Source organism: Pseudomonas sp. PB3P13 (genome assembly GCF_054897735.1).
This window is the reverse complement of the sequence record NZ_CM142702.1, coordinates 4,179,245-4,200,733: the sequence shown is the minus strand read 5'-3', so window position 1 is coordinate 4,200,733 and position 21,489 is coordinate 4,179,245. Positions and strand designations below refer to the sequence as shown.

The 21,489-nt window shown below is 58.5% G+C and carries 22 protein-coding genes and 1 tRNA gene; 18 read left to right on the top strand and 5 right to left on the bottom strand.

All coding sequences use genetic code 11. The annotated features are described in order from the left end of the window. Positions 1 to 229: 229 nt before the first annotated feature. The 18 genes from ACYZT1_RS19345 to nadA all read left to right on the top strand — a co-directional run bounded on the left by ACYZT1_RS19345 (position 230) and on the right by nadA (position 14,637). The gene (locus tag ACYZT1_RS19345; RefSeq protein WP_462016253.1) at positions 230 to 568 is read left to right on the top strand and encodes a ribbon-helix-helix domain-containing protein; all 339 of its coding nucleotides are present in this window, start codon (positions 230 to 232) and stop codon (positions 566 to 568) included. A 132-nt stretch (positions 569 to 700) separates the two neighbouring features. After that, a complete protein-coding gene (locus tag ACYZT1_RS19340; protein WP_462016252.1) occupies positions 701 to 922 on the top strand; it encodes an FmdB family zinc ribbon protein in 222 nt (73 codons plus the stop codon). A gap of 106 nt (positions 923 to 1,028) precedes the next feature. Then, positions 1,029 to 2,804: an aspartate--tRNA ligase gene (gene aspS / locus ACYZT1_RS19335; RefSeq protein ID WP_462016251.1), complete on the top strand. Its 1,776-nt coding sequence runs from the start codon at positions 1,029 to 1,031 to the stop codon at positions 2,802 to 2,804. Between the two features lie 136 nt (positions 2,805 to 2,940). Further along, positions 2,941 to 3,687 (top strand): YebC/PmpR family DNA-binding transcriptional regulator, encoded by a 747-nt coding sequence (locus ACYZT1_RS19330; RefSeq protein ID WP_462016250.1) that lies wholly within the window; start codon positions 2,941 to 2,943, stop codon positions 3,685 to 3,687. 114 nt (positions 3,688 to 3,801) lie between these two features. After that, positions 3,802 to 4,326 (top strand): crossover junction endodeoxyribonuclease RuvC, encoded by a 525-nt coding sequence (ruvC, locus tag ACYZT1_RS19325; protein ID WP_462016249.1) that lies wholly within the window; start codon positions 3,802 to 3,804, stop codon positions 4,324 to 4,326. 114 nt (positions 4,327 to 4,440) lie between these two features. Then, a complete protein-coding gene (ruvA, locus tag ACYZT1_RS19320; RefSeq protein ID WP_462016248.1) occupies positions 4,441 to 5,058 on the top strand; it encodes a Holliday junction branch migration protein RuvA in 618 nt (205 codons plus the stop codon). Then, on the top strand, positions 5,059 to 6,120 hold the full coding sequence (gene ruvB, locus ACYZT1_RS19315; protein ID WP_462016247.1) for a Holliday junction branch migration DNA helicase RuvB: 1,062 nt from the start codon (positions 5,059 to 5,061) through the stop codon (positions 6,118 to 6,120). Between the two features lie 127 nt (positions 6,121 to 6,247). After that, positions 6,248 to 6,715: a tol-pal system-associated acyl-CoA thioesterase gene (ybgC, locus tag ACYZT1_RS19310; RefSeq protein ID WP_462016246.1), complete on the top strand. Its 468-nt coding sequence runs from the start codon at positions 6,248 to 6,250 to the stop codon at positions 6,713 to 6,715. Next, entirely contained in the window at positions 6,705 to 7,400 is a 696-nt protein-coding gene (gene tolQ / locus ACYZT1_RS19305) for a protein TolQ (RefSeq protein WP_008147369.1), read from the top strand. The genes ybgC and tolQ overlap by 11 nt, the downstream gene beginning before the upstream one ends. A gap of 23 nt (positions 7,401 to 7,423) precedes the next feature. Continuing rightward, entirely contained in the window at positions 7,424 to 7,876 is a 453-nt protein-coding gene (tolR, locus tag ACYZT1_RS19300; RefSeq protein ID WP_161781290.1) for a protein TolR, read from the top strand. Further along, positions 7,876 to 8,955 (top strand): cell envelope integrity protein TolA, encoded by a 1,080-nt coding sequence (gene tolA / locus ACYZT1_RS19295; RefSeq protein ID WP_462016245.1) that lies wholly within the window; start codon positions 7,876 to 7,878, stop codon positions 8,953 to 8,955. The genes tolR and tolA overlap by 1 nt, the downstream gene beginning before the upstream one ends. A 47-nt stretch (positions 8,956 to 9,002) precedes the next feature. After that, positions 9,003 to 10,253, top strand: coding sequence for a Tol-Pal system beta propeller repeat protein TolB (gene tolB, locus ACYZT1_RS19290; protein WP_462019285.1), 1,251 nt, complete (start codon positions 9,003 to 9,005; stop codon positions 10,251 to 10,253). A gap of 55 nt (positions 10,254 to 10,308) precedes the next feature. Next, the gene (gene pal, locus ACYZT1_RS19285) at positions 10,309 to 10,809 is read left to right on the top strand and encodes a peptidoglycan-associated lipoprotein Pal (protein WP_028621922.1); all 501 of its coding nucleotides are present in this window, start codon (positions 10,309 to 10,311) and stop codon (positions 10,807 to 10,809) included. A 6-nt stretch (positions 10,810 to 10,815) separates the two neighbouring features. After that, on the top strand, positions 10,816 to 11,661 hold the full coding sequence (ybgF, locus tag ACYZT1_RS19280; protein WP_462016244.1) for a tol-pal system protein YbgF: 846 nt from the start codon (positions 10,816 to 10,818) through the stop codon (positions 11,659 to 11,661). Positions 11,662 to 11,826: 165 nt separating this feature from the next. Continuing rightward, the gene (gene queE, locus ACYZT1_RS19275) at positions 11,827 to 12,474 is read left to right on the top strand and encodes a 7-carboxy-7-deazaguanine synthase QueE (protein WP_462016243.1); all 648 of its coding nucleotides are present in this window, start codon (positions 11,827 to 11,829) and stop codon (positions 12,472 to 12,474) included. Position 12,475: 1 nt separating this feature from the next. Beyond that, the gene (queC, locus tag ACYZT1_RS19270; RefSeq protein ID WP_462016242.1) at positions 12,476 to 13,168 is read left to right on the top strand and encodes a 7-cyano-7-deazaguanine synthase QueC; all 693 of its coding nucleotides are present in this window, start codon (positions 12,476 to 12,478) and stop codon (positions 13,166 to 13,168) included. A gap of 63 nt (positions 13,169 to 13,231) precedes the next feature. Then, positions 13,232 to 13,307, top strand: a tRNA-Lys gene (locus ACYZT1_RS19265). Between the two features lie 271 nt (positions 13,308 to 13,578). Beyond that, a complete protein-coding gene (gene nadA, locus ACYZT1_RS19260) occupies positions 13,579 to 14,637 on the top strand; it encodes a quinolinate synthase NadA (protein ID WP_462016241.1) in 1,059 nt (352 codons plus the stop codon). A 134-nt stretch (positions 14,638 to 14,771) separates the two neighbouring features. Here nadA and ACYZT1_RS19255 read toward each other — a convergent pair whose 3' ends face one another. The 5 genes from ACYZT1_RS19255 to gcvP all read right to left on the bottom strand — a co-directional run bounded on the left by ACYZT1_RS19255 (position 14,772) and on the right by gcvP (position 21,479). Further along, positions 14,772 to 15,260 carry an RDD family protein gene (locus tag ACYZT1_RS19255; RefSeq protein WP_462016240.1) on the bottom strand — a complete coding sequence of 163 codons (489 nt, stop codon included), beginning with the start codon at positions 15,258 to 15,260 and terminating at the stop codon, positions 14,772 to 14,774. A 95-nt stretch (positions 15,261 to 15,355) separates the two neighbouring features. Next, on the bottom strand, positions 15,356 to 15,568 hold the full coding sequence (locus tag ACYZT1_RS19250) for a cold-shock protein (RefSeq protein WP_003175786.1): 213 nt from the start codon (positions 15,566 to 15,568) through the stop codon (positions 15,356 to 15,358). A 400-nt stretch (positions 15,569 to 15,968) separates the two neighbouring features. After that, positions 15,969 to 17,093: a glycine cleavage system aminomethyltransferase GcvT gene (gene gcvT, locus ACYZT1_RS19245; protein ID WP_462016239.1), complete on the bottom strand. Its 1,125-nt coding sequence runs from the start codon at positions 17,091 to 17,093 to the stop codon at positions 15,969 to 15,971. Between the two features lie 41 nt (positions 17,094 to 17,134). Beyond that, positions 17,135 to 18,511, bottom strand: a complete 1,377-nt coding sequence (locus ACYZT1_RS19240) for an L-serine ammonia-lyase (RefSeq protein ID WP_462016238.1) — start codon at positions 18,509 to 18,511, stop codon at positions 17,135 to 17,137. Between the two features lie 103 nt (positions 18,512 to 18,614). Beyond that, positions 18,615 to 21,479, bottom strand: coding sequence for an aminomethyl-transferring glycine dehydrogenase (gene gcvP / locus ACYZT1_RS19235; RefSeq protein ID WP_462016237.1), 2,865 nt, complete (start codon positions 21,477 to 21,479; stop codon positions 18,615 to 18,617). Between the last annotated feature and the right edge of the window lie 10 nt (positions 21,480 to 21,489).

Here is a 21,489-nt window from a genome sequence, read left to right as displayed (position 1 = left end):
ATGGGCGTCGTTCGCGCAATCGTTTTATCCCTTGCCGGCTGAATGAACCTTCCCACGCTTATGTAGGAAATCGTCCGGACTAGGACGCTCTCCACTATCCGCTTGAAGTTGTTGGCTTATCCTACGTTGACGGTCATAAAGTCATCTGGAGATAACTTTGCGCCTGCGTTTTTATAGGACTTGCAACAGAGTTCTTGAATACCAGAAATGGCAAAGGAGTGTCAGCGGTATGGTTTATGAAGAGGGGCGAAGTGGAGTTCGGGTCGGTTTACTCAAGGATGTAAGGGTTGATCCGTTTATCAGGGGATTCGATATGGGCCTGGCGCAGCCATTGTCGCGGTCGGTACGACTGAACGGCTTTGCGACGTGTTTGCGGCTCGAGCAGGTTTATTGGGACATTCTCGCCGAAATGGCCAAGGTCAATTGCTGCTCGATCAGCGCGCTATTGTCGCACGTGGACCGTGAAGTGCACTTGCGGCACGGCGGGGTGAAAAATTTCAGCGGGCTGGTGCGGGTCGTCTGCGTCGTTCACAGCCTGAAAGAAGGGAATTGCGTCGTCACGGTCTGATCGGGTATGCAAGCATGGAGTGTCAGTCTGTGCGGACTTACGGCTGCACAGGCTGCATTTAATGGATATAATCCCGCTCTTTGCCGCAAAACCCAGCGTGCGCGGTAGCAATCTGATCGCCGAGACAACCCCATGCCGATGTACGACTATCAATGTGCTTCCTGTGGTCATCAGTTGGAAGCCATTCAAAAGATCAGCGCGGCAGCGCTGGTCGACTGCCCTGCCTGTCAGGCGCCAGAGCTGAAAAAGATGCTGTCCATGCCGGGCTTCCGCCTTAGCGGCACTGGCTGGTACGAAACCGACTTCAAGACCGGTTCCAGGAAGAACCTGGCCGGCGGCGACAAAGCTGACTAGGGCCTGGACCCGGTATGAACCACACGTGCGGGTTCTTGCATCGTCCAGCAGTCGATGGGTGCAAGGCCTCCAACCGAATTTCGAATTACGAGAAGTGACCACGACCATGATGCGCAGCCATTATTGCGGCCAACTGAACGAAAGCCTGGAAGGCCAGGAAATTACCCTTTGCGGATGGGTGCACCGCCGCCGCGACCACGGTGGGGTGATTTTCCTCGATATCCGTGATCGTGACGGTCTGGCCCAGGTGGTGTTCGACCCCGATCGCGCCGAGAGCTTCGCCGCCGCCGATCGCGTGCGCAGCGAATACGTCGTGAAGATCACCGGCAAGGTTCGCCTGCGACCGGCCGGTGCCACCAACGCCAACATGGCGTCGGGCATGATCGAAGTACTGGGTTACGAACTGGAAGTGCTGAACGAGTCGGAAACTCCGCCGTTCCCGCTGAACGAGTTCTCCGACGTCGGCGAAGAAACCCGCCTGCGTTATCGCTTCCTCGACCTGCGTCGCCCTGAAATGGCCGAGAAGCTGCGTCTGCGTTCGCGCATGACCACCAGCATTCGCCGCTTCCTTGACGAAAACGGTTTCCTCGACGTCGAGACACCCATCCTGACCCGGGCCACGCCGGAAGGCGCACGTGACTATCTGGTGCCGAGCCGTACTCACGCCGGCAGCTTCTTTGCCTTGCCGCAATCGCCGCAGCTGTTCAAGCAACTGCTGATGGTGGCGGGCTTCGACCGTTACTACCAGATCGCCAAATGCTTCCGCGACGAAGACCTGCGCGCCGATCGTCAGCCGGAATTCACCCAGATCGACATCGAGACCAGCTTCCTCGATGAAAAAGAGATCATGGGCCTGACCGAGCAGATGATTCGCAACCTGTTCAAGGAAGTGTTGAACCTGGAGTTCGGCGAATTCCCGCACATGACTTTTGAAGAGGCCATGCGCCGCTACGGTTCCGACAAGCCAGACCTGCGTAACCCGCTGGAACTGGTCGACGTGGCCGATCAGCTCAAGGACGTCGATTTCAAGGTGTTCAGCGGCCCGGCCAACGACCCGAAATGCCGGATTGCGGCCTTGCGCGTTCCGGGCGGGGCGAGCATGCCGCGCAAGCAGATCGACGATTACACCAGGTTCGTCGGCATCTACGGTGCAAAGGGCCTGGCTTACATCAAGGTCAACGAGCGCGCCAAGGGTGTTGAAGGCCTGCAATCGCCAATCGTCAAGAACATTCCGGAAGCCAACCTCAACGTGATCCTTGATCGAGTTGGTGCGGTCGACGGCGATATCGTGTTCTTCGGCGCCGACAAGGCCAAGATCGTCAGCGAAGCGCTGGGTGCACTGCGGATCAAGCTGGGCCACGACCTGGACCTGCTGACCTGCAAGTGGGCACCGATGTGGGTTGTCGATTTCCCGATGTTCGAAGAAAACGAAGACGGCAGTTTCAGCGCCTTGCATCACCCGTTCACAGCACCGAAGTGCACGCCGCAAGAGCTCGAAGCCAACCCGGCTGGCGCTCTGTCCCGTGCCTACGACATGGTCTTGAACGGTACCGAGCTGGGTGGCGGTTCGATCCGTATCCACCGCAAGGAAATGCAGCAATCGGTTTTCCGTCTGCTGGGGATCAACGAAGCGGAGCAAGAAGAGAAATTCGGCTTCCTGCTCGATGCCCTGAAATACGGCGCGCCGCCCCACGGTGGTCTGGCCTTCGGCCTTGACCGTCTGGTGATGCTGATGACCGGCGCCCAGTCGATCCGTGAAGTGATCGCGTTCCCGAAAACCCAGAGTGCAGCCGACGTGATGACGCAGGCTCCGGGCGTGGTGGATGCCAAGGCTTTGCGCGAGCTGCACATCCGTCTGCGCGAGACGCCGAAGGCTGAGTAAGGCTGCTGCGTGAAAGCGCGATAAGGTTTTACGCAGTCTAAAAGGCGCATCTTCGGATGCGCCTTTGCTTTACAAGGGGCAAAATCCGCCTGGGGCGGGATCGATAAGGTTTCTAGAGAATTTTTGGAGTTGTGTTATGGCTGGCCATTCCAAGTGGGCGAACATCAAACACCGCAAAGAGCGTCAGGATGCCAAGAAAGGCAAGATCTTCACCAAGTGGATTCGTGAGCTGACCGTCGCGGCGCGTCAGGGCGGCAGCGATCCGGGCTCCAACCCGCGTTTGCGCCTGGCGCTGGACAAGGCTCTGGGCGCCAACATGAGCCGCGACATCATTGATCGCGCGGTCGCTCGTGGTGCCGGCGCGGCCGATACCGACGACATGGTCGAACTGACCTACGAAGGTTACGGGCCAGGCGGCGTGGCAGTGATGGTCGAGTGCATGACCGACAACCGCAACCGCACCGCAGCAGCCGTCCGTCACGCCTTCAGCAAGTGCGGCGGCAACCTCGGCACCGACGGTTCCGTGGCTTACCTGTTTGAACGCAAGGGGCAGATTTCCTTCGCACCGGGCGTTGATGAGGACGCACTGATCGAAGCGGCCATGGAAGCCGATGCCGATGATGTGGTCACCCATGAAGACGGCTCCATTGACGTATTCACCTCGTTCGCCGGTTTCTATTCCGTGCGTAACGCGTTGGAAGCGGCCGGGTTCAAAGGCGATGACGCGGAAATCGTCATGCTGCCCACCACCAATGCTGAACTGGATCTGGAAGGTGCCGAGAAGGTGCTCAAGCTGATCGACATGCTTGAAGACCTGGATGATGTGCAGAACGTCTACTCCAATGCCGATATTCCGGAAGACGTGGTAGCCCAGCTCGGTTGATACCTCTGTAGGAGCGAGCTTGCTCGCGATATACCCGAGTGCGCCGCTGATTCAGGCAGTGCGCTTTATCGTTAACGTCCATCGTGAGCAAGCTCGCTCCTACAGAATGCAGTTATGACTTTAATTCTTGGCATCGATCCCGGTTCGCGCATCACCGGTTATGGCGTGGTATGCGATACCGGACGCGGCTGTGTTTACGTGGCGTCCGGCTGCATTCGCACAGGGTCCGGCGAGCTGCACGAGCGGCTGCAGATCGTCTATCGCAGCGTGCGTGAAGTAATCCAGACCTACGGCCCGGTCACCATGGGCATCGAAAAGGTGTTCATGGCGCGCAATGCCGATTCAGCGTTGAAACTGGGCCAGGCGCGAGGTGCGGCTATCGTCGCCGGTGCCGAAGAAAGCCTGGAAATCGCCGAGTACACCGCGACCCAGGTCAAGCAGGCCGTGACCGGGACTGGCGCGGCGAATAAGGAGCAGGTGCAGATGATGGTCATGCACATGCTGAAATTGACCAGCAAACCGCAAATCGACGCCTCGGACGCCCTCGCGATCGCTATTTGTCATGCCCACACCCGGTCCAGTCTGTTGCCGCACGGCTTGGGAACCGCACGCAGTCGTGGCGGGCGCCTGCGTCTCTGATAGCATCAGCAATCATTTATAGGGAATGAGGGTTTTGCGCCTGGGTCGTCGGCGCAAAACCCTTGTTCTGTCAGTCGCCAGCACTGAACTGGCCAACGCTCAAGGATCTGAAACGTGATTGGACGCTTGCGCGGCACATTGGCTGAGAAACAGCCGCCGCACCTGATTCTGGATGTAAACGGGCTGGGGTATGAACTGGAAGTGCCCATGACCACGTTGTATCGCCTGCCGTCGGTCGGCGAACCGCTGACACTGCACACCCATTTGGTCGTACGCGAAGACGCGCAGTTACTCTATGGTTTCGCGAGCAAGCGTGAGCGAGACTTTTTTCGCGAGTTGATCCGCCTCAATGGGGTAGGGCCAAAATTGGCGCTGGCTTTGATGTCGAGTCTGGAAGTCGACGAACTGGTGCGTTGTGTGCAATCGCAGGACACTTCGGCCCTGACCAAGGTGCCGGGTGTGGGCAAGAAAACCGCCGAGCGTTTGCTGGTGGAGCTCAAGGATCGCTTCAAGGCCTGGGAAACCGTACCGGCGATGTTCGCACTGGTGCCCAACCAGCCCGGCGGGCCTGATGCGCCAGCAGCGGTCGCCACCGCCGAAAACGACGCGGTCAGCGCGCTGATTTCTCTGGGCTACAAGCCGCAGGAAGCCAGCAAAGCGATTTCCGCCATCAAGGAGAAAGGCTTGAGCAGTGAAGACCTGATTCGCCGTGCCCTGAAGGGAATGATTTAAGTGATTGAAGCTGACCGTCTGATTACCGCCACGCCGGCCCCTCGCGACCGTGAAGAGGTTCAGGATCGGGCGATTCGTCCTGTCAGCCTGGCCGAATACATCGGCCAGCCGACCGTTCGCGAGCAAATGGAACTGTTCATCCAGGCGGCGCGCGGGCGTAATGAATCCCTGGACCACACGCTTATTTTCGGTCCGCCGGGGCTGGGCAAAACGACTCTGGCCAACATCATCGCGCAGGAAATGGGTGTGTCGATCAAGAGCACCTCGGGCCCGGTACTCGAGCGTCCCGGTGATCTGGCGGCATTGCTGACCAACCTCGAACCGCACGACGTCCTGTTTATCGACGAAATCCACCGCTTGTCCCCGATCGTGGAAGAAGTGCTGTACCCGGCGATGGAAGATTTCCAGCTCGACATCATGATTGGCGAAGGTCCGGCGGCGCGTTCCATCAAGCTGGATCTGCCACCGTTCACCCTGGTCGGTGCGACCACCCGTGCCGGCATGCTGACCAACCCGTTACGCGATCGCTTCGGCATCGTCCAGCGACTCGAGTTTTACAGCACGGCCGACCTGGCGACCATCGTCAGTCGTTCGGCAACCATCCTCGGTTTGCCACTGGACCCCGAAGGCGCCTTTGAAATTGCCCGACGTGCCCGTGGAACTCCGCGGATCGCCAACCGTCTGTTGCGTCGGGTGCGCGATTTTGCCGAGGTCCGGGCCAAGGGGCACATCACCAAGCCGATTGCCGACCTCGCCCTGAATCTGCTGGATGTCGACGAGCGCGGTTTCGATCACCAGGATCGCCGCCTGCTGCTGACCATGATCGAGAAGTTCGACGGCGGGCCTGTCGGGGTCGACAGCCTGGCAGCGGCGATCAGTGAAGAGCGCCACACCATTGAAGACGTGCTGGAGCCTTATCTGATCCAGCAGGGTTACATCATGCGCACACCGCGGGGGCGGGTGGTCACGCGGCATGCCTATCTGCATTTCGGCTTAAACATTCCGTCACGAATGGGCGAGATGCCCGCGGTAGACGAATTTCTCGATGCCGTGGACGATTAATTAACTTTTGCGTAATGAATTTTCGGGCATTGTGCTGTCCTAGGACCGTACTTTCGCGAGAAAGGCGCAGAACAATGAAAAACAGTTGCCTGGCCGGATTGGCAACCTGAGGAGTAAGCACTAGAGTATGCGCGCGCAAAACGGGCTTGAGCCGTTCGCACATCGTTGTCGCGTTTATTACGAAGACACCGACGCGGGCGGCATCGTGTATTACGTCAACTACCTCAAGTTTATGGAACGGGCTCGAACCGAGCGGCTCCGGGAGCTGGGCTTTGCCCAATCCCAGCTGGCAGGCGAGGACCTGTTGTTTGTCGTGCATTCCAGCGAAGCGCGTTACCACGCGCCGGCGCGACTGGACGACGAGCTTCTGGTGAGTGCTGAAGTAATCGAATTGAACCGTGTCAGCCTGCGTTTCAAGCAGCAGGTCAGACGGGCTACAGATGATGCGCTGCTCTGCGAAGGGCAGTTTTTGGTGGCCTGTGTGCGCACTGAAAGTTTAAAACCCCGGGCCATTCCCGAAACTCTACGTGCGGCCTTTGCCGGCGTGAGCGGCGCGGGTACACACTCAAAGCAGGAGATAAAGCGTGGAAGCTAACGTCGTCGACCATTCCTCCATGTGGAGCCTGGTCAGCAATGCCAGTATCGTGGTGCAACTGGTAATGCTGATCCTGGTAGCCGCATCGGTGACCTCATGGATCATGATCTTTCAGCGCAGCAACTTGCTGCGCGCCGGTCGACGTGCCCTGGAGAGCTTTGAAGAGCGCTTCTGGTCGGGTATCGACCTGTCCAAACTGTACCGTCAGGCGGGCAGCAATCCTGATCCGGACTCGGGCGTCGAGCAGATCTTCCGCGCCGGTTTCAAGGAATTCTCCCGTCTGCGCCAGCAGCCAGGCGTTGACCCTGAAGCCGTTATGGAAGGCGTGGCCCGTGCCATGCGCGTCGCCATCTCCCGCGAAGAAGAAAAGCTCGAGCAGAGCCTGCCTTTTCTCGCCACCGTTGGTTCCGTCAGCCCCTATATCGGTCTGTTCGGTACGGTCTGGGGCATCATGAACTCCTTCCGTGGCCTGGCCACTGCTCAGCAAGCCACCCTCGCCACTGTGGCTCCGGGTATCGCCGAGGCACTGATTGCTACGGCAATCGGCCTGTTTGCCGCCATCCCGGCCGTTATCGCTTACAACCGTTTTGCTGCACGCAGCGAAACCTTGCTGGGCCGTTACTACACCTTCGCCGATGAATTCCAGGCGATCCTGCACCGCAAAGTGCACACCAGCGAAGAATAAGCAGGTAATTTCCAATGGCTTTAATCGCTCGAGCTCGCAAAAAGCGCAAGCCGGTTGCCGAGATGAACGTGGTGCCTTACATCGACGTGATGCTGGTACTGCTGGTCATCTTCATGGTGACCGCGCCGATGCTCAATCAGGGCGTGAAAGTTGATCTGCCCAAGGTTTCCAGCGAAGCCTTGCCGCAAGACAACAACACCCAGGTCCTGACCATTTCGATCAAGGCTGACAAGACCTATTACTGGAACCTTGGCAGCGAAGTCGACACCGAAAAGCAGCAGGACAAGGCCATGACCTTGCCGCAGATGACTGACGCAGTGACCAAAATCATTCGCGCCGGTACCGAAGGAGGCAAGCGCACTCAGGTCTTCATTCGTGGCGACAAGACTGTCGATTACGGCGCGGTCATGGGCGCCATGGGCGGATTGCAGAAAGCCGGGGTCGGTAATGTTGGCTTGATTACCGAGGCGCCCTGATGCAGCAAATGCGAGAGCCGTCCGCCTCGGAAAGCTACTTCTGGCCTAGTGTCTGGGCGATTTTCCTGCACGTGCTGGTGTTTGGCATGCTGTTCGTCAGTTTTGCCTTCACCCCGGAGCTGCCGCCGGCCAAGCCGATTGTCCAGGCGACTCTGTACCAGCTGAAATCGAAAAGTCAGGCGACCACCCAGACCAATCAGAAGATTGCGGGTGAGGCGAAGAAATCCGCCGCGCGCCAGACCGAAGTCGAACAGATGGAGCAGAAACTGATCGAGCAGGAAGCGATCAAGGCCGCGGAACAAAAGAAGGAAGACGCGGCTCAAAAAGCCGAAGAATCCAGGAAGGCCGACGAGACCAAGAAAGCGGAAGAGGCCAAAAAGGCTGACGAAGCCAAGAAAGCCGATGAAGCCAAAAAGACCGCCGAAGCCAAAAAGGCCGAAGAGAAACAGCTGGCTGATATAGCCAAGAAAAAATCTGAAGAAGAAGCCAAGAAGGCTGCTGAAGAAGAGGCCAAGAAAGCGGCGGCGGAAGAGGCGAAGAAAAAGATCGTCGAAGACGCCAAGAAGAAAGCCGCAGAAGACGCCAAGAAGAAATCCGAAGCTGAAGAGGCGAAGAAGAAAGTCGCCGAAGACGCGAAGAAGAAAGCGGCTGCCGATGCCGCGAAGAAGAAATCGCAGGAAGCGGCACGCAAATCCGCCGAAGAGAAAAAGGCTCAGGCCTTGGCAGATCTGCTTTCCGACACGCCACAGCGTCAGCAGGCCCTGGCAGATGAGCAGGGTGACGAAGTCGCTGGCAGTTTCGATGACCTGATTCGTGCTCGTGCAGCAGAAGGCTGGGCTCGTCCTCCTTCGGCGCGCAAAGGCATGACGGTCGTGTTGCAAATCGGCATGTTGCCGGACGGTACAGTGACCTCTGTCAGTGTTGCCAAATCCAGCGGCGATGGTCCGTTTGACGCTTCAGCAGTTGCAGCGGTCAAGAATATTGGACGTTTGACAGAAATGCAGGGAATGAAGCCGAGTGATTTCGCTCCGTATCGTTCATTCAAGATGACATTCACACCTGAGGATCTAGCCTTGTGAGAAACCTTCTTCGAGGAATGCTCGTCGTTATCTGCTGCCTGGCAGGTATGGCGACAGCCGATGAAAAAAACATTCTGGTCACCAGCGGCAGTGACCGCGCTGCACCGATCGCCATCGTACCGTTCGGCAACCAGGGCGGCAGCGTGCTGCCGGACGACATGGCCGAGATTATCGGTAACGACCTGCGCAACTCGGGTTACTACGCACCGATTCCAAAACAGAACATGATCAGCCAGCCGAGTCAGGCCAGCGAAATCATCTTTCGTGACTTCAAGGCACTCGGTGCCCAGTACGTCATGGTCGGCAGCATTGCTCCTGCCGGCGGTCGCCTGCAGGTTCAATACGCGCTGTTCAACGTCGCCACCGAACAGCAAGTGCTGACCGGCAGCGTGTCGGGCAGTGTTGATCAGTTGCGCGACATGTCGCATTACATCGCTGACCAGTCGTTCGAAAAACTTACCGGTATCAAAGGTGCGTTCTCGACACGTCTGCTGTACGTAACGGCCGAACGTTTCTCCGAGAAGAACACGCGTTATACGCTGCAACGTTCGGACTACGACGGTGCCCGCGCTGTGACCCTGCTGCAATCGCGCGAGCCAATCCTGTCGCCGCGTTTTGCGCCGGATGGCAAGCGCATCGCTTATGTGTCGTTTGAACAGAAGCGTCCGCGCATCTTCATGCAAAACATCGACACCGGTCGCCGTGAACAGATCACCAACTTCGAAGGCTTGAACGGTGCGCCAGCCTGGTCGCCGGATGGCAATCGTCTGGCGTTCGTGCTGTCGAAAGACGGTAACCCGGACATTTACGTGATGAACCTGGGTTCGCGTCAGATCACTCGTGTCACCAACGGGCCTGGGATCAACACCGAACCGTTCTGGGGCAAGGATGGTTCGACCATCTACTTCACTTCCGACCGTGGCGGCAAACCGCAAATCTACAAAACCAGTGCAAGCGGTGGCGGTGCGGAACGTGTGACCTTTATTGGTAACTACAACGCAAATCCGAAGCTTTCGGCTGATGAGAAGACTCTGGTGATGATCCATCGTCAGGAAGGCTTCACTAATTTCAAGGTCGCGGCCCAGGATTTGCAGCGCGGAAGTGTAAAAATCCTAACTGATAGCACTCTGGACGAGTCGCCTACTGTTGCGCCCAACGGCACCATGGTAATCTACGCCACCCGCCAGCAGGGCCGGGGAGTCTTGATGCTCGTGTCCATTAATGGACGCGTAAGGCTCCCGCTTCCTACCGCACAAGGCGAAGTCAGAGAACCTTCCTGGTCCCCTTACCTGAACTGACGCGGCGCTTTACCGTTTTACTTGACACACACTGGGGTTCATTAGGAGTTTCACGATGGAAATGCTGAAGTTTGGTAAGTTTGCTGCTCTGGCTCTGGCTTTGTCCGTAGCCGTTGGTTGCTCGTCTAAAGGCGGCGACAATGCCGGTGAAGGCGCAGCTGTTGATCCAAACGCTGGTTACGGCGCAAATACCGGTGCCGTTGACGGTTCGCTGAGCGAAGAAGCTGCTCTGCGCGCAATCACCACCTTCTACTTCGAATACGACAGTTCGGACCTGAAGCCAGAAGCCATGCGCGCTCTGGACGTTCACGCCAAAGACCTGAAAGCAAACGGCGCTCGCGTTGTTCTGGAAGGCAACACCGACGAACGTGGTACTCGTGAGTACAACATGGCACTGGGCGAGCGTCGTGCGAAAGCCGTTCAGCGCTACCTGGTACTGCAAGGTGTTTCCCCAGCTCAGCTGGAACTGGTTTCCTACGGCGAAGAGCGTCCAGTTGCTACCGGCAACGACGAGCAGTCCTGGGCTCAAAACCGTCGCGTCGAACTGCGTAAGTAATTCGCCATGCGAACGTGCCGTCGTGCTGTAACTGTTTTGGCCCTCAGCCTCGCACCGCTTGCGGTGTGGGCTGCGGTTCCTGTGGTCGACAACGACACCGGCTATAACAATAGCGGGAGTAGTTATCCGCCTGCGGGTTACGGTACGAACGGCGCCTATGCCGGGGGAGGGGTTTCGGCCCCTGTCTCGGCACAGGGCGAGCTGTTCAACCAACTGCAATCGATGCAGGAACAGATCTCGCGCCAACAAGGCATCATCGAAGTTCTGCAAAACGATGTAGCGCGCATGAAGCAGGAAAGCCTGGAGCGATACCAGGATCTTGATCGGCGCATAGGATCCGGCGTAGCACCAGCCGTAACTCCTGAGAATTCTTCAACCGGTGGTGATCCTGGTGCCGCCGGTGCAGCAGCTGGCGCAGGGGCGGCCGCCGCTGCCACTTCTACTCAAGGGCCGGCAGCGGGTAGCGAACCGGCAGATCCGGCGAAGGAAAAACTGTATTACGATGCAGCCTTCGACTTGATCAAAGCCAAGGATTTCGACAAGGCCAGTCAGGCCTTCGGCGCTTTCCTGCGCAAGTACCCGAACAGTCAGTACTCGGGTAATGCCCAGTACTGGTTGGGCGAAGTCAATCTGGCGAAAGGCGATCTGCAAGGTGCAGGTCAGGCATTTGCCAAGGTTTCGCAGCTGTATCCCAAGCACAACAAAGTGCCTGATTCGCTGTACAAGCTGGCTGATGTAGAACGCCGCCTTGGTCATGCAGACAAGGTCAAAGGCATTTTGCAGCAGGTGGTGTCGCAATATCCGGGCACTTCCGCTGCTCAGCTGGCTCAACGTGACCTGCAGCGCATGTAAACCTGCTTGATGATTTTGAAGAAACCCGCGCTTGTCGCGGGTTTTTTCGTTAGAATTCACGCCCTTTTTCTGAAATACGCTTCTTGGGATCCGCGCGTTGGCGGGGTTGCTCGAAGTGCCTGACGGAGGCGGACAGCCTGTTTAGCTGTTACGCCCGTGGCGACTATGCAAGACACATTGAGAATCACCGAAGTTTTTTACTCGTTACAGGGTGAAACGCGGACCGCCGGGCTGCCCACCGTTTTTGTGCGCCTCACCGGTTGTCCATTGCGTTGCCAATACTGTGACAGCGCCTACGCATTCAGTGGCGGTACCGTACGCCCGCTCGACGACATTCTTGAGCAAGTGGCGGGTTTTCGTCCGCGTTATGTCTGTGTCACGGGTGGTGAGCCGCTCGCTCAACCCAACGCCATCCCATTGCTCACGCAGTTGTGTGACGCCGGCTACGAAGTGTCACTGGAAACCAGTGGCGCCCTGGATATCTCGGCTGTGGATTCCCGCGTCAGTCGCGTTGTCGACCTGAAAACGCCGGGTTCGAAAGAAGCCCACCGCAACCGCTACGAGAACATCGAGCTGCTGACGCCCAATGATCAGGTGAAATTTGTCATCTGCTCACGGGAAGACTACGACTGGGCCGTTTCCAAGCTGATCCAGTACAGGTTGAGCGAGCGTGCCGGCGAAGTCCTGTTCTCGCCAAGTCACCACGACCTGAATGCGCGGGAACTGGCGGACTGGGTTGTGGCCGACAACTTGCCTGTGCGTCTGCAATTGCAGCTGCATAAATATCTTTGGAATGATGAGCCGGGGCGCTGATATGACTGAACAACTGAACACTGCTGAAAAACGTGCGGTCATTTTGCTCTCCGGTGGCCTCGACTCCGCCACGGTCGTCGCGATGGCCCGCGCAGAGGGCTACAGCTGCTACACCATGAGTTTCGATTACGGTCAGCGCTCTCACGCCGAATTGCACGCCGCCGCGCGTGTCTCTCGTGACCTCGGCGCGGTGGAGCACAAGGTGATCGGCCTCAACCTGGATGGTATGGGCGGCTCGGCACTGACTGATAACAGCATCGACATTCCGCAGGAGCCGGGGGAGGGCATTCCAGTCACTTACGTGCCGGCGCGCAACACGGTATTCCTGTCGCTCGCATTGGGCTGGGCAGAAGTGCTCGGCGCCCGTGACATCTTTATTGGGGTGAACGCCGTGGACTATTCAGGCTATCCCGATTGCCGACCTGAGTTCATCGAGTCATTCGAACGCATGGCCAACCTGGCAACCAAGGCGGGCGTGGAAGGCAATGGTTTCCGGATCCAGGCGCCACTGCAGAACCTCAGCAAAGCGCAGATCGTCCAGGCGGGCGTGAAGCTGGGCGTTGACTACGGCCTCACCGTTTCCTGCTATCAGGCCGATGATAACGGCCGTGCCTGCGGCAAATGTGACAGCTGCAGGTTGCGTGCGGAAGGCTTCGCCGCGGCCGGAATCAGCGATCCAACGCCTTATTTCTGATTTATTTCAAATTAGGTGTTGAATAGTCCTTAAAAATCAGTATTATACGCGCCACCACACAGCGGGTCGTTAGCTCAGTTGGTAGAGCAGTTGGCTTTTAACCAATTGGTCGTAGGTTCGAATCCCACACGACCCACCATTTTTTAGCAGTTTTAAAAGTCTGGAAGGCCCACGCAAGTGAGGATTTCCGGATTTTTTTTTGCCTGCGGTTTAAGTTCGAACTGATTCAGGGTCGCACCGCATCACGCAGATCAGATTCATCTTTTGCATCCCCGGGATATTCTGTAGCCTTGCGCAGCTTCAACGTTGTCCGTGCCTGATGATACTCACTCTCCCGGCGGTACCCTGATGGGTCCGGAGCCGGGTGTATACTCGACTTTCGCGCGAACGCGCCTGCAGGTCTTGCGAACATGACGCAGATTTCCGAACGCCTTCTGGTTCAAGCCCACCTCGATGCCAAGCAGCCCAAACCGCTGACTGCCGACGAGGAGGCCTATTACCGTTCCGCCATCGCCGCAGAGCTCAAAGCTCAGGACGCGGTGCTGGTTGCGCACTTTTATTGTGATCCGGTCATTCAGGCCCTGGCCGAAGAAACCGGTGGCTGTGTCTCCGATTCGCTGGAGATGGCCCGCTTCGGCAATGCTCACCCGGCCAAGACCGTTGTGGTCGCTGGCGTGAAATTCATGGGCGAAACGGCGAAAATTCTCAACCCGGAAAAACGCGTGCTGATGCCGACGCTGGAAGCGACCTGCTCGCTGGACCTGGGTTGCCCGGTGGACGAGTTTTCGGCGTTTTGCGATCAGCACCCGGAACGCACCGTGGTGGTTTATGCCAACACCTCGGCGGCGGTCAAAGCCCGGGCAGACTGGGTGGTCACCTCAAGCTGTGCGCTGGAGATTGTTGAAAGCCTGATGGACAACGGCGAAACGATTATCTGGGGCCCGGACAAGCATCTGGGCACCTACATCCAGCGCAAGACCGGCGCGGACATGCTGCTGTGGGACGGTGCCTGCATCGTTCACGAAGAGTTCAAGTCCAAGCAGCTCGAGGACATGAAAGCCCTGTACCCTGACGCTGCCATTCTGGTGCACCCGGAATCACCGACCTCGGTGATCGAACTGGCTGATGCCGTGGGCTCCACCAGCCAGTTGATCGCTGCTGCCCAGAGCCTCCCAAACAAGACGCTGATCGTTGCCACCGACCGCGGCATCTTCTACAAGATGCAGCAGCTGTGCCCGGACAAAGTGTTCATTGAAGCGCCAACGGCCGGTAACGGCGCGGCATGCCGCAGTTGCGCACACTGCCCGTGGATGGCGATGAATACGCTTGAGCGCATGCTGAATTGCCTGAAAGAGGGCACGGACGAAATCTTTGTCGATCCGGCGTTGATACCGCAAGCCATTCGACCGCTGAAGCGGATGCTGGACTTTAACCAGGCCGCGCGGATGAAATTGGCCGGTAACGCCTGAGGTCTGTCAGTCAAGTCGCAAAACTGTGGGAGCGAGCCTGCTCGCGAAGAGGGAGTGTCAGTCGACATTAATGTTTGCTGATATGCCGTCTTCGCGAGCAGGCTCGCTCCCACAGTGATTTTTGCTCTTTACAATCACTTGGTCTTCTTCGGGATGCGAACGAGCTGCGTGTTGGAATACATGTCATGCCAGCTGCGGTTCTGCTTGTCGAAGACTGACCAAAAGAACCCGAGCCCGACACACAGCAGCGAAGCGATCGACACCACAAATCGCAACAGCGCCTGCCACAGACTGATCGATGAGCCGTCTGCATTCTGCACGCGAATCGACCACACCTGCATGCCCAGGGTCTGACCGGACCATGTCCAGAACTTGGCAAAAAATCCGAACAGTACAAACAGCAACACCGTAGACAGCAACGGGTCGCCGTCCAGCGCTCCTGCCTCGGTCAGTGCGCGCATTCTCTCTTCGCCGATAATCGCCATTTGAATCATCTTGTACACGCCGCTGGTGACCATCAGCAGAGCGGTGCACAGCAGGAAATCGTAGAACATCGCTGCCAGGCGACGACCCAGGGTCGCGGCGGGAAACTCTCCCTGAGGTTGCAGCAGATGTTTCGACATGGCACGGCTCTCGATAAAAGGAACGCCATTTTACGGACTTACGCGCACAAAAAAGCCCCTGATGTCAGCATCAGGGGCTTTTTCGTTACAGAAGATTAAGCTTCTGCCTGGACTTCGTCAGCTTGCATGCCTTTCTGGCCCTGCACTGCAACGAAGGTTACTTTCTGACCTTCTTTCAGGCTCTTGAAGCCGTTGCCCTGAATAGCGCGGAAATGCACGAACAGATCCGGCCCGCTTTCTGGAGTGATAAAACCAAAACCTTTCTCGTCGTTAAACCACTTGACGGTACCGCTCTGACGTTGGGACATTTCTTATTTCCTTTGACGCTAAATTAATGACAGTCTCCTTCTTATGAAAGAGTACTGGGGCTGGTTGCAGGAGAGTAAGAAGACGTCGAACGGGATGTAGCTAACTTGTAAGCTACTGCCCAGGTCACGATTCCAGGCGACCCATGCAAACACAGTGGACAAACTCTACGCCAACTACGGGAGGAAAAACAAGCCCCGTGAGAGGCCCGTATTTGCTCGGCTTCACGGCACTAGGGAGCGTACTGGCACGGCTTGTTCGCTGGGCCTGTTCAAATGTTTTCGATCGTTATAAGCAAAGTTCACAATCGAAGCCGGAACAGAACTCATGCACTGTTTTATGGCAGTTGCGTTACACAGTAGTGCACTGTTAACGCAACTCCGTTACTTATAGAAACAGCGATCAGCCGCGATAGTAGCGTTGTGAAACAAACGGCATTTTGCTTACAAGCAGGGGTACCTTTTTTCCACGGACAATGGCCCACACCGGAGTGTCGAGAGCGATGTAAGCGCTGCTCACGTAACCCATGGCCAACGGCGCGCCCAACGTCGGGCCGAAGCCGCCGCTGCAAACCGCCCCGATGATGTCGCCTGCTTCATTGACGATTTGCGCACCCTCACGCACGGGCGTACGTTCCTGAGGCAGCAGGCCGACGCGTTTGCGGCTGACCCCGGCTTGCTGCTGCGCGATCACCGTTTGCGCGCCCGGGAAGCCGCCAGCCCGCGCACCATCGGCGCGACGTGGCTTGGAGATGGCCCACAGCAGGCTCGCTTCAATTGGAGTCGTTTCGGTATTCATGTCGTGTCCGTAGAGGCACAGGCCTGCTTCCAGACGCAGCGAGTCGCGAGCACCGAGGCCGATGGCCGCCACTTCCGGTTCAGCGAGCAGTGTGCGGGCGAGGGTTTCGGCGCTAGCCGACGGTACGGAGATTTCGAAACCGTCTTCACCGGTGTATCCCGAACGGCTGACAAAGCAGTCCACACCCAGCAGTGTTACGCGGGTGAACTGCATGAACGTCATCTTCGTCACTTCCGGCGCCAGGCGTGCAAGGACGGTGACGGCGGCCGGGCCCTGCAAGGCCAGCAAGGCTCTTTCCTCAAACAGCGGCTCGATGGTGCATTGCTCGCCGATGTGTTGTTGCAGGTGCGCCAGGTCCTGGTCCTTGCAGGCCGCGTTGACCACCAGAAACAACTCATGGTCTCCGAGGTTGGCGACCATCAGGTCGTCGAGGATGCCACCGTTTTCGTTGGTGAACATGGCGTAGCGCTGCATGCCCACGGGCAGGTCGATGATGTCCACCGGCACCAGAGTTTCCAGGGCTTTGGCGGCATTGGCGCCGCGCAAGCGGATCTGGCCCATGTGCGACACATCGAACAGCCCGGCTTGATCACGGGTGTGCTGGTGTTCTTTCATCACCCCCAACGAATATTGCACCGGCATGTCATAGCCGGCAAACGGCACCATGCGGGCGCCGAGTTCGATGTGCAGTGCGTGCAACGGAGTTTTCAACAGTTGTTCGGTGGACATATCCAGTTCCTGAAAAAGTGGGCAGATGCAGAGTGCGCGCATCAGCACTCGATGATGTTGACCGCCAAACCGCCTCGGGCGGTTTCCTTGTATTTGCTTTTCATGTCGGCGCCGGTCTGGCGCATGGTACGGATGACCTTGTCGAGCGAGACGAAGTGCTTGCCGTCGCCACGCAAGGCCATCCGCACCGCGTTGATCGCTTTGACCGAACCCATGGCGTTGCGCTCGATGCAAGGGACTTGCACCAACCCGCCAATCGGGTCGCAGGTCAGGCCGAGGTTGTGTTCCATGCCGATTTCTGCGGCGTTTTCCACTTGCTGTACGCTGCCGCCGAGGACTTCGCACAGGGCGCCAGCCGCCATAGAACACGCGACACCGACCTCGCCCTGACATCCGACTTCGGCGCCGGAGATCGAGGCGTTTTCCTTGTAGAGGATGCCGATGGCCGCTGCAGTCAGCAGAAATCGCACCACGCCGTCGTCGTTCGCGCCTGGTATGAAACGCATGTAGTAATGGAGCACGGCCGGGATGATCCCCGCCGCACCATTGGTGGGCGCGGTGACCACGCGCCCGCCGTTGGCGTTTTCTTCGTTGACCGCCAGCGCGTAGAGATTGACCCAATCGAGCACCGACAGTGGATCGCGGAGCGCCGATTCCGGGTTCTGACACAGTTGCGCATGCAGCGCAGCGGCGCGCCGTCTGACCTTGAGACCACCCGGCAGGATGCCCTCGTTACGACATCCTGCAGTGACGCAGTCCTGCATCACCTGCCAGATTTTCAGCAGGCTGGCGCGGGTCTGCGCCTCGGGGCGCCAGGCATTTTCGTTGGTCAACATCACCTGGCTGATCGATAAACCGTTGGTGGTGCAATGGACGAGCAGGTCCTTGGCACTCTTGAACGGGAAGGTCAAAGGCGTGGCATCTTCAACGATACGGTCGGCGCCCGCCGCGTCTTCATCGACCACGAAACCGCCGCCCACGGAATAGTACTCGCGGCTGCGCACTTGCAGTCCCGCCGCATCGAACGCGCGAAAGATCATGCCATTGGGATGATAGGCCAACGGTTTGCGAATCATCGCCAGGTGTTCTTTCTCGTTGAACGCAATGCTGTGTTCGCCCAGCAGATTCAGACGACCGCTGCCGCGAATGTCCTGCAGACGTGCGGCGACTGTTTCAGTGTCTACGGTGTCCGGGTGTTCGCCTTCCAGACCGAGCAACACAGCCTTGTCGCTGCCGTGCCCTTTGCCGGTGGCGCCGAGTGAGCCGTAAAGCTCGACTTTGACGCCGGTGGTCGTGGCCAAGAGCCCTTCACGACGCAAGCCCTCGACAAAACGCGCCGCGGCGCGCATCGGGCCGACGGTGTGAGAGCTGGAAGGGCCGATGCCAATCTTGAACAGGTCGAACACGCTTAAAGCCATGATGAGCTCCGGTGGAGCAGTTGTAAGCGGCAAGCTACGAGCTGCAAGCGAGAGCCCGATTGGCTTTTAACTTGTAGCTTGAAGCTTACCGCTTGCAGCTGCTTTAGGCATAAAGCTCGATCGACGGGCAGGCGCAGACCAGGTTGCGATCGCCAAACACATTGTCGACGCGACCGACCGGTGGCCAGTATTTGCCTTCGATCAGCGATGCCACCGGATACACCGCTTGCTCGCGGGTGTACGGATGCGTCCATTCGCCAACGATTTCCGCTGCGGTGTGGGGCGCGTTTTTCAGCGGGTTGTCCTGCTTGTCCAGCGTGCCGTTCTCCACGGCGCGAATTTCTTCACGGATGTGGATCATGGCGTCGCAGAAGCGGTCCAGTTCTTCTTTGGATTCGCTTTCGGTCGGCTCGATCATCAGCGTGCCGGCCACCGGGAACGACATGGTCGGTGCGTGGAAACCGAAGTCGATCAGGCGCTTGGCGACGTCATCGACGCTGATGCCGCTGCTGTCCTTCAACGGGCGCAAATCTAGAATGCATTCGTGCGCCACCAGACCGTTGCTGCCGGTGTAGAGCACTGGATAGTGCTCTTCCAGGCGACGGGAAATGTAGTTGGCGTTGAGAATCGCCAGTTGCGAAGCGCGTTTCAGACCCGCGCCGCCCATCATGCGAATGTACATCCAGGTGATCGGCAGAATGCTTGCGCTGCCGAACGGCGCCGCGCACACCGCGCCTTCCTTGCGTGCCATGTGGGCGTGGCCCGGCAGGAAAGGTGTCAGGTGCGATTTCACCCCGATCGGGCCAACGCCCGGGCCGCCGCCGCCGTGCGGGATGCAGAAGGTTTTATGCAGGTTCAGGTGCGACACGTCGCCGCCGAACTTGCCCGGTGCGCAGAGGCCGACCATCGCGTTCATGTTGGCGCCGTCGATGTACACCTGGCCGCCGTTGTCATGAATGATGCCGCAGATTTCGCGGATGCCTTCTTCGAACACGCCGTGGGTCGACGGGTACGTGATCATCAGCGCGGCGAGGTGTTCGCGGTGCTCGATGGCCTTGGCGCGCAGGTCGTCGATGTCGACGTTGCCACGGGCATCGCACGCGGTCACGACGACGCGCATGCCGGCCATGTTGGCGGTGGCCGGGTTGGTACCGTGGGCCGATGACGGAATCAGGCAGATATCGCGACGGTCATCGCCACGGCTCTGGTGATAGCCACGAATCGCCAGCAGCCCGGCGTATTCACCCTGGGAGCCGGCGTTCGGTTGCAGCGAGATCGAATCGTAACCGGTGGCGGCACACAGCATCGCTTCCAGTTCATCCGTCAGTTGCTGGTAACCGGCACTTTGCTCGGCCGGAGCGAACGGGTGGAGCGCGCCGAATTCAGCCCAGGTGACCGGGATCATTTCGCTGGCGGCGTTGAGTTTCATGGTGCAGGAGCCCAGCGGGATCATGGTGCGATCCAGTGCCAGGTCTTTGTCGGCGAGCTTGCGCAGGTAGCGCATCAGCTCGGTTTCCGAGTGATAACGATTGAACACCGGATGGCTGAGGATCGGCGACTGGCGAACCAGCGTGGCCGGGATTGCGCTGACCACCGACGCGGCGAGCGCGACGAAGTCCGGCAGGGTTTTGCCTTCGGCGAACAGGCTCCACAGGGTTTCGATGTCAGCTTGCGACGTGGTTTCGTCGAGGGACAGGCCCAGACGCTCACCGTCAACGACGCGCAAGTTGATCTGTTGCGCGCGCGCCTTGTCGTGCAAGTGCGCTGTGTTGGCGCCGGTGTTCAACGTCAGGGTGTCGAAAAAGCTTTGCTGCTCGGCGTTCAGGCCGAGGGCGGTCAGGCCTTTGGCCAGAATCGCGGTCAGGTGATGAATGCGGTTGGCGATCTGCGTCAAGCCTTTCGGGCCGTGGTAGACGGCGTACATGCTGGCGATGTTGGCCAACAGCACCTGGGCAGTGCAGATGTTGCTGGTGGCTTTCTCGCGACGGATATGTTGCTCGCGGGTCTGCATGGCCAGGCGCAGTGCCGGTTTGCCGAAACGGTCCACGGAAACACCGACCAGACGGCCGGGCATGTCGCGCTTGAACGCATCCTTGGTGGAGAAGTAAGCCGCGTGCGGGCCACCGAAGCCCAGCGGCACGCCGAAACGTTGCGCGCTGCCGATGGCCACATCGGCGCCAAACTCGCCCGGCGGGGCCAGTACGGTGAGGGCCAGCAGGTCGGCGGCGACCGCGACGAGAGCGTTGGCAGCGTGGAAGCGTTCGGTCAGCTGACGATAATCGAACAGGTCGCCGTTGCTCGCCGGGTATTGCAGCAGGGCACCAAAAAACGGCGTTACGTCGCTCAGTTCGAGTTCGTCGCCGACCACCACGTCGATGCCCAGAGGCTCGGCGCGAGTGCGCAATACGTCCAGCGTTTGCGGGTGGCAATGCACCGAAGCAAAAAACGCGTGGCTGCCTTTGTTCTTGCTCAGGCGTTTGCAGAAAGTCATGGCTTCGGCAGCGGCGGTGGCTTCGTCGAGCAGCGAGGCGTTGGCGATCGGCAGGCCGGTCAGGTCGCTGATCAGGGTCTGGAAGTTCAACAGCGCTTCGAGACGACCTTGCGAAATCTCTGGCTGATAAGGTGTGTAAGCGGTGTACCAGGCCGGGTTTTCCAGCAGGTTACGCAGGATCGGCGATGGCGTGTGAGTGCCGTAGTAGCCCTGGCCGATGTAGGTTTTGAACAGTTGGTTCCTGGCGGCGATGCCTTTGATCATCGCCAGCGCATCGGCTTCGCTCAGGCCGTCATCCATGCCCAGCACGCTGGTGCCTTTGATGCTTTCCGGAATGACGCTGGCGCTCAGGGCTTCCAGCGAGTCGAAACCGAGGCTGTTGAGCATGGCTTGCTCATCGCCGGCGCGCGGGCCGATGTGGCGCGCGATGAATTCGTTGGCGGTGCTCACGTTTACAGCAGGATTGATTTGAGTCATGGCGGCGCTC